Consider the following 12,206-nt stretch of genomic DNA (forward strand, 5'->3'; position numbering starts at 1 on the left):
GCTTTTACCGATATGGCAAGCAAAAACCTCGCTTGCCCGCGCGCTCGGGCTTCTCTGGCCAATGTGACCAGAGCTTAGCCCGATTCGCTTATTGGTGTTTGCCGCCGATGTGCCTCTACCCAGAGCTCAAATTTTCCCGGTGGAAGCGGTGGCGAGTACAGATATCCCTGGTACATAAAGCAGCCGTGCTTATGCAGAAAATCGCGCTGTGCTCGCGTTTCCACACCCTCAGCGATGACACTCAGCGCCAGCACACTGCCAATGTTTATTACAGTCTGTGTCAGGGATTCGGCCATTGCATCGGTCCCGATACCTCGAACAAAGCTTTTATCAATCTTCAGTTCTTTGACGGGGAACCGGTGTAGATAGCTCAGGGACGAGTAGCCCGTGCCGAAATCATCGATCGACAGTGCTATTCCAAGGGCATGTATCGCATCGATCGATGTGCGAATGTCGTCGGCTGACTCATCAAACATGACTCGCTCGGTCATTTCCAGGGTCAGGTTTTCAGGCGACAGACCATGGACCTTCAAGGTGTGCGCGATAAAGCCGGGATAATTCGGACTCTTGAGGTCGGCGGCACAGACATTCACCGATACGTTCGGTATCTCGATGCCCTGAGTGCGCCACGCAGCGAGTTGACGGCAGGCTTCGTCCAGCACCCAGGCATCCAGTTCCGCAATCAGGCCACTTTCTTCCGCGATGGCGATAAAGCGGTCTGGCGGAACGATGCCCAGTTTCTCGTCGTTCCACCGAACCAGGGCTTCGGCCCCATGCAGTGTTCCCATCACATCGACCTTCGGCTGGTAGGCGACGCTCAGGGCGCTCCCTCGCAGGGCTCGCTGAAGCGCGATTTCCAGTTCGAGCTGTTCCTTGGCTTGACGCTCATACACGGGAGCATAGAAATGCATCTGGTTACGTCCCGTGCTCTTCGCCTTGTACATTGCCATGTCTGCGTTACGCAGCAGGGTATCGGCGTCCTGCCCGTCGTGTGGATACAGGGAGACACCGATACTCGCACTGAGCGTGATGGTGGTGTCATATGTTGCGTTGACGGTAATGGGCTGGTACAGGGTCTGCAGGATGCGCCCGGCTACGTGGGCTGCCCGATGTACGTCACAATTTCTCAGTACGGCCAGGAACTCATCTCCGCCGAGGCGACCAATCACGTCCTCACCCCGGACGCAATTCCGGAGACGCCGCGCGATTTCGCTCAACACTTCGTCACCGGCAGAATGACCCTGCGTGTCGTTGACCCGCTTGAAACGGTCAAGATCAATGAACAGAATCGCGAACTGGGACGAATTCAGTCTGGCGTCCGTCAGGATGCGGAGCGTTTCCCTGTTGAGTTTTGCCCGGTTGGGCAGGCCGGTCAAAGCGTCGAACCATGCCAGCGTCTGCAACTGACGCTCCATGGCGAATCTCCTGCGCAATTGGCCGCTGAACATCAGAGACAGCATGATGGTGAGCACGTCGAGTATGGCCGTCACGATACCAATGGCGAATGCCCGCTTACGCCACCCGGCGTAGATATCCTCAGTCGCGAGACCCACCACCACTACCAGCGGATAGTTGCCGATCTGCCTGAAGCTGTATAGGCGTTCGATGTGGTCGAGCACGGCAAAGTCGACATAGGTTCCGTGATCCGATTGCACGAGAGGGGGAAAGGAATGGCCGCCGGCGAGCGTGCTGCCTATATCGTCCTTGTGATACGGTTGCCGCATCAGGACGGTGCCATCTACGCGCAACAGGGTAAGGGTTCCATGATTGCCGAGTATTGCGCCTTCGAATAGCTGGTGAAAATAGCTGAGCCGGAGCGTGCCAGCAACAATGCCTTTGAAGTGGCCATTTGCATCGTCAAGACGCAGGCTCAGCGCTATCGACGGCTGCGCAAAGTTGGCCGTGCGTGGTACGAAGGGCTTGCTGAGATACAGGCCAGCCGCTTTCTGCTGTTGTTGAACCTGAAAGTAATCGCGGTCGCTAACATTGAACGTTGTCGGCCGAACCCCTCGGGAGTCGAGCACGCTGTTGCCAGCAGCATCTGCTGCGAATATCACGCCCAGTTCCCTTACATTGCTTGCCGAGCTGAAAGCGACGAGTTGCCGGGCATCGGGAGTGAGTTGGAGGAGGCTGGGGGTCTCCATAGTTGTCACGACATCCCGCATTGCAAGTTGGCAAATGTCGAGGTTGCGCTCGGTCTCTTTTTGCAGGGACAGCACGAGGTTCTGCGCAGCATCGCGGGCCTGTGCCATTGCGTCCAGCCTCATCTGGTACAGCGAGACTGCAGTGACCCCGGTGGTGGCAAGCGTGATGCCAATCCCGGCGAAAATGAACAGGGCCGGTCTTGCCAGAAGGGAACGCGTGATTCGAATCATAGTCTTCCGGATTATGTCTGTGCCCGGCCTGCTTTCGGTTGAGCTGGCGAGCCCGATACTGCCCGTATAAGCGGGAAGACAAGTGCCAATCTGCCACACGATAAGGCGGCACTTCAAGCAGTATATCGACACGGATGGCGCAATCTTTACGCTCTGCCTCGATAGGTTCCCGTCGTGCCGGCACAGGATGGCTGTGCCGAATCGCGCCCTTATATGCCGACGAGAAGTGAACCTGAAGCCAACCTGAAGCCAGGAAGGCTTATTTACGCCAGCTATTCACGGGACATGACACCAGGCACGAAGTGTCCTCCGGACCGCGTTGACGCAGCGGGTGGCGCGGCTCGGGGTGGAGAGGACAAAGCGGACTTCACTGGCATACGTAGCTACTGGCAGTAAAGATGTCACCACTCACGTACGTCCGCACTGTCGGATACGCGCACAGAGGCAGACTTTTCGTCACCGGCGTGCTGCTAGTAGAGGAAAGCACGATGTTGTTCGGCGCGATTCCCCCATATCGGGCATGGGAAATTGAATGGGACCCTGCCGCCTACTTGCTGAGTTCGAACGTAGTGGGTATCCACGAACTGTGTCCCTCGCTGGCGATACCGTACTTCCCATCCGCGGTCTTTTTCAGGAACGCGCACCACCCTTCGGTTTGCAGGTGTTCCCACTCGATGTGTACGCAATATTGCCCCTTGTCGTTCACCGTCCAGGTACCCTGGGCGTTGCCTGTCGCATGTTTGACCTGCGGCGGCGTCTCCCAGTTGGCGACAAAATTTCCCGAAGGGTCGTTCGTCCAGCGCCGAACATTGCCCTTCGGGCCGGTGCTTATAACTTTGGAATCCGGAATAACTTGCGTCAGGTCTTCCTTGGACAGCTTCTGCTCATCTTCTGCCCGCGCAGAAAAAACGATGCAGCCAAGCAGGACCGCCGATGCAGCCGCGGCGAAGCGGTAAGTCGAGGTCATTTTCGTCTCCCAGTATTCGCGTTGCTCCAGACCAGATCGGCGTGGACGCATGCAAGTCGATGACCATGCAACAACCGGACCATGGTTGTCGGAAAGCGCGGGACGGGGCGATGGCTCTCCAGCATGCGGCAGATTTCAGCGAAAGTGTTTCAGCGATGAAACAGCCTCGGATTGGCCGCTGCATTCGCGGCACCTCGACCGAGCGCATGGCATCATTGGGTCTGGGAAGCGACGTCGACTTATTCCGTATCGGATCAGGTTCGGCCAGTTATTCCGGAGCCTCACATGCCCAAAATCAACATCGCCGACGTACCAGAACGTCAAGGAACGGGTTATCCGCCTCCGTTCGATACCCACTGCGCCGAACGCATACGCCAGCGACTGGGCAACGCCGGTGGACTCAGTGATTTTGGGGTCAATCTGATGCGCTTGCCACCGGGTAATTGGTCGAGCCAACGCCATTGGCACTCTGCCGAAGACGAATTTGTCTATGTTCTTGAAAGAGAGCTCACCTTGGTCGAAGACGACGGTGAAACGGTGCTTCAGACCGATCAGGGTCGACCTGAGCCGGTCACTGTAGGACCGGGTGCGGCCTGTTAAAGACCTTCGACGTGTTGACCAGAATTGACGACAATGTTCCCACGGAACGATGGCGGGTTGTGCGCCGTCGTCGGAAACGCCGCTGAATCTAAAGGAAAACATGAGACGACTGTTCCTCGCTGCGCTTGCCGCCACCTCCTTCGTGACTGGCGTTCATGCGCAAAGCAACGCGTCCGGCCCGCTCGTCACGCCCTCGGGAAACTTGCAATTCGTGCGCGTCGACCGCGATTTCGTGGGCATGCTCGACAAGGAAATTTTCGATCGCTTCAGCGCGAGCGCGCTCACGCATTTCGATGACGTCGGCAGCGAAAATGACAGCATCACGCGCACGCTCGTGCAGACTGATTCGGGCCCGGTGCTGTACGACTTTCGCCACCAGCCGCCACTTGTGCAACGCTCGGGTAAGCGCATGACCGTCAAGCGCGTGTTCTGGCAAGACGATGAAGTCGTGATGCAAAGCTCGGAAGGCTGGTTCCGATTAAAACGCGGCGTGCTGACGAAACTGCAGTCGTCTACGACGACATACCGTTGATTACACGCGCACCCCGAACACACAAGCCGGCGATGACATACGTCGCCTCGCCGTGCCACGTTAATCAAAGTCTTTCCCCGCAACCGAAGTTGGCCGCCATCGAACCGGGTATCTTCCATGGCGATTCATGTTCGGATGGTGCTCCAGCACCATCCGAACCGACTGCTCACAAATTTCCGGCAAACATCTCGCCGACTTCTTCTTTGTGTTTTCCGTGACGCCATTCCCTTAAGAGCGGGTATCTCCGGAAACCACGACTCGGTTCATGCCTACGTTGCCGAGTTAGTCAAGATTGCAAGGCTTGGGCAATAGTGCGTTGCGCTCAAATACGGCGTTTGCTGTGAGCGAACTCCAGCAGCACTAGACGTGGGTGGATCGATAAAAACTGACGCATTGTTCGACCCCGCAGGAGCGGTGAGGGTCATCGTCACCTTCCACCAGTTACCCGATTTCATCGCGCTCAGCGATGTCGCCTGTCCGCCGCCCCATGTCCCTCGCGCTACAGCGCCCGTATTCGTATTGAGAACCCAGCCAAATTCGGTGCCGTTCGGGTCATCGGTCTGGATTGATCCACCGGGAAAGACCGTGGCGTTCGTGGTAGCGAGAACATAGTCAGTGAAACTATACGATTGCCCACCCTGAACCCTGATGATTTCGCGGACATTCGAGACCGACGAGCCGTTCGTGCTGGTAACCGTTGCGGCTCCCTTGTTCACTCCGGAAATATCGGGTGCAGGCACGGCGGTGCCGCCATTTTGTTGCGACCATGCATCTGGTGTGGCAAGACTCAGCGGCGAATTGATCAGATTGTTTGCATAGCAGGCGGCCACGACCTTGTCGGCAGGCGGTCCATAAAAGCTTGCGATGCTCGCCTGGATCGCGTTATCGGTCGTGTCGGATGTCGCCTTGGTGATCACCGCTCCTTCGAAGAACTGCACGGGAGCAGCGCTGCCGTCACCGCCTTCGCCAAGCGAAAGACCACCTTGCCATTGCCCGTTAAATGCATGACCCGCGTCGTTGCCAAAGTTCAAGGCTTCTGGGGGCGCCTGGTCATAGAGTGCTGTGAGTACACTCTGCGAGGCAGAGCCGCCTTTAACCGCGAAGATATTCGACGCGGTCACCGGTGAGTACTTGGAGAGCACGGTGACGAACTTTTCTCTTGGAGGCTGTTGCGGGCCGTAGAGATAAACGCCTGCCTCTGCGTCGACGCCCGGCCAGTTGATATCGAGTGCGTTGCATACGGGGTCTTTTACGTTGGGTGCCTGATTCGAGTCACCATCACAATAGCCAAAAACAGCTGCATTGCCGTTCGAGAACGCCAGCGCAAACATTTCGCCTTCAACTTCTCCATGTGCATAGGTGCCCGGGTTAGCACTGCTTTCCATATTTCCGTAAGTCCCGCAGCACGTGGAGGACTGGCTATAGTGCGCTCCCGCCACCATATATTCGGCGATATCGCTATCACCGATCGACTGGTTCACCGTGCCGAACCTGTTGCGGTACGCTTGTCCCGCCAAGGTACCCAGGGCTGGAATCTGGGCTCCTTGCAGCGGCACGAAGCCCAGCTTGGCCGGCGTACCGGCGAGCGCCGGCAAATCGTTTCCGATCGACAGCTGGAGGGTTGGTGACTGGGTGGTCAGCGCGGTGGGAGACTGCAGAAGTTGAACGGTCAGTGCACCACCGGTTCCTGGAAGCGTGATCGTCGCAAAGCCGTTGAGGACCGGAACGGTCGTCGTTTTTTGACTCCCTGAGCCACTATTCGGTACGGTCAGTGACTCCGTTCCGTCCGGGTTGAGTGTGAGGGTGGCCGGCACATTGCCGAATGCTCCTCCCTTGAGGGGCGCAACCAGATCGATCTGATCGTAAATGTACGTGACGGAACAGCTTGTATTGTTGCAGAACGCGTTTGCGCTTTTGACGTTGGCCGAGCCAATCAGCGTGCGGTCAGCGCCGTTCGGCAAAGTACTCGACGTATAGGGATAGACGTCCTGTGTTGCACCATCGGACGCCCGTTGAACCCGGAATAACGGGCCCCTGTAATTCTTTGTCAGCAAGCGTGTCACGCTGTGAGCTGCGGAGCACGGCGTGTTGGCAGTTGCTGCTGCGTCGCACGGTAGAGGACTCGTCGTCGCTGCTTCCGTTGATGTACTGTAATTTGACTGGGCGGCGTCATTCGTCGGCGACGCACTTGAGTTCGCCACCCCTGTCGCTTGAGATGCAGACGTGCCGCTGCTATCTCCATTGCATGCAGCAAGCCCGACGGTCATCGCTAACAAGACAGCAATTAATCCGGTTCCTCTGGACATCATGACCTCCTCCTATGAAACCACGTTTCTGATTAGGCTCACACAACTTAGTTATGCAAACTGATTTACCCAGAATCATCACTGATCAAGCAGGTATTCTTCGGAACTGCCACTTATTTCCGGTGAGTTAGAAAATGTGCTGCCGAGCGATGCAACGCACGGTCTCGGCCATGCTGCGCGGCGGTCGGGCAGTGGAAACGCACTGGCTGTCCAGTGGGACAGCATGCGATGACGCGAGGCGGTACGGTCGCTGCGTTAGGTAATAATATTAGTCAATAATATCGCCAGACCGTCTCAGTACAATCCCGTATGCATGTATAAAGGGATCGAGCACTTGCGCCCATATATAGGGCGGGCAGCGTGATTCTGTACGAACTTGATCGATATTATCGCTAATATAATTGCTAATGAATCGTCGAGCGGCTAGTCGAGGGACGTTCCCCCGAATACGCTTGTCGGTGGAAATCCGGCGAGAGTCATTCGTTCGATTGCTGACTAAGGGAATCTCCGCAAGAGGTCGATCCCGGTGTTAAAAAAGACTTCATCGCGGATTGGCGGGAAACCTGACAATGCCCAAGCCCGGCCAACAACAGACCTTGACTGAGGTTGGTTTAGACGACTGCTTTCAAGCCTTTTGCGGGCAAACAGGGAATTTGACACGCTTGCTCAATTGATAGCTGCATCGGATCATTGTCACTGTCGGAGCGCTCCAGCTTGGGTCAACTCCACTCACTGCGGAAGAATGCCCCGTTTTTAGAAAAGCGATCTATGGACGAAGTTGAGAAATTGAAGCGTGCGGTTTCGTGGCTCCGCGAGGCAGACAGTTTGCTCATCACGGCGGGGGCGGGTATGGGTGTTGATTCGGGCCTGCCCGACTTTCGTGGCGCGGAAGGGTTTTGGCGCTCCTATCCGGCGTTGCGGAAGCATCAACTGACTTTCCAGGACATGGCGAATCCACGTACGCTCGTCAAGTCTCCGACTTTATCGTGGGGCTTCTATGGTCACCGACTTCAACTCTATCGGCGAACCATACCTCACAGCGGATTTCAGGTACTCCTCCGTTGGGCCGAGAACATGTCGCATCGCGCCGCCGTTTTCACCAGCAATGTTGATGGTCAGTTTCAGAAAGCAGGATTTCGCGACGATGTCATAGCGGAATGCCACGGCTCCATCCATATGATGCAGTGCTCGGAAGTCTGCACTGACGCCATATGGTCAGCGGCGGCTTTTGAGCCTATCGTAGACGAAGCCGAGTGCCGCTTGCTCAATGAGCTTCCGACCTGCCCGCATTGCGGTGCGGTTGCACGACCCAACATCCTCATGTTCGGGGACTATGACTGGATTGAACTACGCACGGAGGCGCAGGAATCGCGCCTGAACGCCTGGCTTGCCTCCGTCAAGCGGCCCATCGTCGTAGAGATAGGCGCGGGCAAGACCATTCCGACCGTTCGGAATCTCAGTGAGCGGGTTGGTGCCCGTGTCATCCGCATCAATCCCAAAGATTCAGGCATCGCCCAGCACCGTGGAATCGGATTCGCAGGAGGAGCCCTTCAAACTTTGTCGCTGCTAAACGAGGCTTTAACCGGCTTCTAGCCGGCTCTTATGCAATTTCCAACCGTCCAGGCAGCCAGTCTCCCTGCGGTGCAGCTGCCGCGCGCCTGACAATGACCGGTATTGGCATACCCCGACTGCCATCGGTGGCGACTCGTGGCTACGTGTGGCAACATCGCGGTGATCTCTAAATCACGTTAGGCCTCGCGCAGGCCCACGCACTTCAGGAGAACTCATGTTCGACCACGTCAAATTCGGAGTCAGCGACTTTGCAGTGAGCAAAGCGTTCTTTCTCAAGGCGCTCGAACCGATCGGCGTAGCTGTTGTCTCGGAGGGGCCGCCAACGTACGGTGTCGAGCTTAGCCCGCAGGGTAAGGCTTCATTGTGCCTGTACCAAACCGAGGAGAAGCCGGCGCATCTTCATTTGGCGTTCACGGCCGAGAATCGCCAGCAAGTCGACGCTTTCTATCGCGCGGCTCTGGAGGCGGGCGGCAAAGACAATGGTGCGCCTGGTCCGCGCCCGCACTACCACGCGAACTACTATGCAGCTTTTGTCATTGGTCCGGACGGGCACAACATCGAAGTGGTTTGCCACCAACCCGAGGCCTGACCCTTCCATCGAGCGGAGTCGCGAGGCCAGGCCGCCTCTCATGTCAAACGTTGAGCGGCCGTTATTCGACGGTCTGCTGCTGCCGGTTGCCGGCCAGTAAAGACACTTGACGTGTAGCCGGTAGCCAGTGGGCCGCTCTGCGGCTACCCGTGCTGAGCGTAAACTACACGCACACTGCCAGCCCCCGGGAACTCATGCCGCCTCGCGACGACCATAACGCCCAGTTGCCTGCCTCGTCCCCTGCACCGGTCGGCGCCGACGCGTTGGAAGACCCGGCCCTGCTGCGCCGACTGCTGCGTGCCAAAGACCGCATGGATGCCGCCTCGCACGAGGCGTGGCCCGTCAAGCGCCTGGCCGAGGTCAGCGGCGTCTCCGAAGCCCATTTCGCGCGCTCGTTCAAACGGGCCTTCGGCGTCCCGCCGCACCGCTACCTGCTGACGCGGCGCATCGAGCAGGCCACCACCCTGCTGCGCGACACCGAGCTCAGCATCACGGAAATCGCGTTCGCAACCGGCTGGGAGAGCCTGGGCACCTTCGGCCGCATCTTCCGCGACATCACCGGCCAAAGCCCCAGCGCCATGCGCCTTGAGGCCCAGGCCAACATGCCTCAACTCGACCGTGTGCCCGCCTGTGTCCTGAAGGCCGCGCAGCGTCCCGACCTCACCATCGCAGTTTTGGAGAAGCGCCGCCGCGTGGTCAAAGATACATTCTGACCATCAACCAGGGAGGTGTCATGAACCAAGGTATTAATGTAGTGGGCTTGTATGTCGATAACCAGGACGAAGCGCTCACGTTCTACGTCGACAAGCTCGGATTTCGCGTCCACACGGACGTGCGCAACGGTCCCTACCGCTGGCTCACGGTCCAGCATCCTGATCAGCCCTCGTTCCAGCTCGGCCTGTTCGCACCCGGCCCGCCCATCCACGACGAGGCCACCGCGCAAACCCTGCGCGCGATGGTCGCCAAGGGGGCCATGCCGCCCCTGGTTCTCTCTGTGGCCGACTGTCGCGCCAGCTACACCGAGCTGAAAGCCAAAGGCGTGGAATTCACCCAGGAGCCGGTGGACCGCTTTGGTAGCGTCGATGCCGGTTTCCGCGACCCTGCCGGCAATGGCTGGAAGATGATCCAGGCCCCGAGGAGCACGACATGAATACCAGCAACTGGATTCGTCGGTTTCACCGGTGGGTATCCATCGCTTTCACGCTGACAGTGATCGCCAACTTCGTCACCATGGCCCGGGGAATCGGTCTCCCGCCGCCCTGGATCACCTACGCGCCGCTGCTGCCGCTGGCTCTCTTGCTGTTCACGGGGCTCTACATGTTTGTGCTGCCCTACGTCAGCCGCCAGCAGACCGGTGATAGGCCGCAGCGTTCTTTAGGCGACCAGGAGGCGCCACTCGCTTGAAGAACGCCCCAGTCGTGCGCCTCGGTGCAAGACTTTTCAGTCTGGCCACGGCCGTTCGACCCCGTTTCTCAAATGGTTGACAATCGCCGGATTCACGCGCGTTCTCATTGAAAGCCAATCGATAGCCAGGCGCGGCAGCGCATCGCCCAGTTCGGGTGTTTCCTGACTCAGGTAATGCGCCGCCACGCCGTTAATCAGTGACAACCCTCTGACGGCTCGCGCACGCGTTGCGCTCCCAGTGTGGTTGAACACTGGGCTTGGCGATTGAGCCGGCGATGGCCGGCTGTGGAGAAAATGGCGTGAACCGACTCAGCTTGAATACCAAACTGTGGCTTGCATTATTGATTACGTGGCTTGGTCTGCTGGGTCTCGGCGGCTGGGCCGCGTGGCAGTCGCGCACGACGATGCTGTCGGAGCGCAAGGCGGCAGTGCAAAACGTAGTCGAATGCGCATACGGCGTCGTGGCCGACTACGCGAAACTCGTCGATCGGCACGAATTGACGCTCGATCAGGCAAAGCAGCAGGCGATGGCGCGACTGTCGGTGATGCGCTATCCCGGCAATGGCTACATGATCATCACGACGGCGACACCGGTCGTCATCATGCATCCGACGCTCGCGGATCTGCGCAACAAGGACGTCACGCACTACGCGGATACCGACGGCAAGCTACTGTTCGTCGACATGGTCAAGCTCGCGCAGGCGCAAGGACAGGGCTTCGTCGACTATATGGCAAGATTGCCTGGCAAAACTGAACACGTGCCGAAAATCAGCTTCGTCAAACGCTTCGATACGTGGGACTGGTATCTGATTTCAGGCGTCTACGTGAACGACATCAACGAAGCGTTCCGCGCCGATCTGCTGCGTTATCTATTCACCATCCTCGTGACAGGAAGCTTTAGCACGATCGCGCTCGTGCTGATCATCCGCAACGTGAAACGCAGTCTTGGCGGCGAGCCGGCCTATGCTGCAAGCGTGGCGGAAACCATCGCGGACGGTGACCTATCGCGTTCTGTGACACTAGGTCGCGACGATCAGCAAAGCATGCTGTTCGCGATGGAGCGCATGCAGAGTCGGTTGGCCGACACGATCCGGCGCATTCGCGGTGGCACTGAAACGATCACTGTCGCCGCGGAGCAGATCGCTGCGGGCAATCTCGATCTGTCGGCACGTACCGAAGAGCAGGCGTCGTCGCTGGGCGAAACCGCGGCGAGCATGGAGCAACTCACTGCGACCGTGAAGCAGAACGCCGACAACGCCTTGCAGGCGAACCAGATGGCGCGCAGCGCATCGAAGCTCGCGGGCGAGGGCGGCGAGGTCGTCCAGCAGGTTGTGACGAACATGCAGAACATCGCGGCGAGTTCGGCGCGCGTGGTCGACATCATCGCCGTGATCGAAAGCATTGCGTTTCAGACCAATATTCTCGCGTTGAACGCGGCCGTCGAAGCAGCGCGTGCTGGCGAAGAAGGGCGCGGCTTTGCCGTGGTAGCGGGCGAAGTGCGCAATCTTGCGCGCCGCAGCTCGGATGCGGCGAAGGAGATCAAGAGTCTGATCGAGGACTCGGTGGAACGCGTCGACGACGGCAAGGCGCTCGTCGAAAAAGCGGGCGGCACGATGCATTCGCTCGTTGATGCAGTGAGGCGCGTCACCGACATCATCAGCGAAATCTCGGCGGCCTCCGAGGAACAAAGCCGTGGCATCGAGCAGGTCAACGTCGCCATTGCGCAGATGGACGAGACCACGCAGCAAAACGCAGCGATGGTCGAAGAAGCGGCTGCCGCCGCGCAATCGATGCAGGAACAGGCGCAATTGTTACGCGACGTCGTCAACGTGTTCCGGCTGCAAGGCGAGGCTGTCTGACG

10 protein-coding genes and 1 pseudogene are annotated in these 12,206 nt (G+C 58.3%); 8 read left to right on the plus strand and 3 right to left on the minus strand.

The window, feature by feature from the left end; genetic code table 11:
- Window positions 1-74: 74 nt before the first annotated feature.
- Together KHO31_RS10645 and KHO31_RS10650 are read right to left on the minus strand one after the other, a co-directional pair.
- The gene (locus KHO31_RS10645; protein WP_211623260.1) at window positions 75-2,375 is read right to left on the minus strand and encodes a putative bifunctional diguanylate cyclase/phosphodiesterase; all 2,301 of its coding nucleotides are present in this window, start codon (window positions 2,373-2,375) and stop codon (window positions 75-77) included.
- Window positions 2,376-2,922: 547 nt separating this feature from the next.
- Window positions 2,923-3,342, minus strand: coding sequence for a DUF995 domain-containing protein (locus KHO31_RS10650; RefSeq protein WP_211623262.1), 420 nt, complete (start codon window positions 3,340-3,342; stop codon window positions 2,923-2,925).
- A 285-nt stretch (window positions 3,343-3,627) separates the two neighbouring features.
- Here KHO31_RS10650 and KHO31_RS10655 point away from each other — a divergent pair.
- Window positions 3,628-3,930 (plus strand): annotated as a pseudogene (locus tag KHO31_RS10655) (cupin domain-containing protein); the annotation flags it as partial.
- 112 nt (window positions 3,931-4,042) lie between these two features.
- A complete protein-coding gene (locus tag KHO31_RS10660) occupies window positions 4,043-4,474 on the plus strand; it encodes a hypothetical protein (protein WP_201140767.1) in 432 nt (143 codons plus the stop codon).
- Window positions 4,475-4,743: 269 nt separating this feature from the next.
- Here the strand turns inward: KHO31_RS10660 and KHO31_RS10665 are convergent, their stop codons facing one another.
- Entirely contained in the window at window positions 4,744-6,783 is a 2,040-nt protein-coding gene (locus KHO31_RS10665; protein ID WP_201139166.1) for an arabinofuranosidase catalytic domain-containing protein, read from the minus strand.
- 765 nt (window positions 6,784-7,548) lie between these two features.
- Between KHO31_RS10665 and KHO31_RS10670 the strand changes: the two genes are divergently transcribed.
- The 6 genes from KHO31_RS10670 to KHO31_RS10695 all read left to right on the plus strand — a co-directional run bounded on the left by KHO31_RS10670 (window position 7,549) and on the right by KHO31_RS10695 (window position 12,204).
- Entirely contained in the window at window positions 7,549-8,373 is an 825-nt protein-coding gene (locus KHO31_RS10670) for an SIR2 family NAD-dependent protein deacylase (RefSeq protein ID WP_201074416.1), read from the plus strand.
- A 193-nt stretch (window positions 8,374-8,566) separates the two neighbouring features.
- Window positions 8,567-8,941: a VOC family protein gene (locus KHO31_RS10675; protein ID WP_201074418.1), complete on the plus strand. Its 375-nt coding sequence runs from the start codon at window positions 8,567-8,569 to the stop codon at window positions 8,939-8,941.
- A gap of 194 nt (window positions 8,942-9,135) precedes the next feature.
- Window positions 9,136-9,654, plus strand: a complete 519-nt coding sequence (locus KHO31_RS10680; protein WP_201074420.1) for a helix-turn-helix domain-containing protein — start codon at window positions 9,136-9,138, stop codon at window positions 9,652-9,654.
- 20 nt (window positions 9,655-9,674) lie between these two features.
- Window positions 9,675-10,091, plus strand: coding sequence for a VOC family protein (locus tag KHO31_RS10685; RefSeq protein WP_201074422.1), 417 nt, complete (start codon window positions 9,675-9,677; stop codon window positions 10,089-10,091).
- Window positions 10,088-10,345, plus strand: coding sequence for a hypothetical protein (locus KHO31_RS10690; protein WP_201074423.1), 258 nt, complete (start codon window positions 10,088-10,090; stop codon window positions 10,343-10,345). Before KHO31_RS10685 ends, KHO31_RS10690 begins: the two co-directional genes overlap by 4 nt.
- A 299-nt stretch (window positions 10,346-10,644) precedes the next feature.
- Window positions 10,645-12,204 (plus strand): methyl-accepting chemotaxis protein, encoded by a 1,560-nt coding sequence (locus KHO31_RS10695; protein WP_201074426.1) that lies wholly within the window; start codon window positions 10,645-10,647, stop codon window positions 12,202-12,204.
- Window positions 12,205-12,206: the final 2 nt, after the last annotated feature.

Origin of the sequence: Paraburkholderia domus (assembly GCF_905220705.1) — a bacterium.
GTDB lineage: Bacteria > Pseudomonadota > Gammaproteobacteria > Burkholderiales > Burkholderiaceae > Paraburkholderia > Paraburkholderia domus.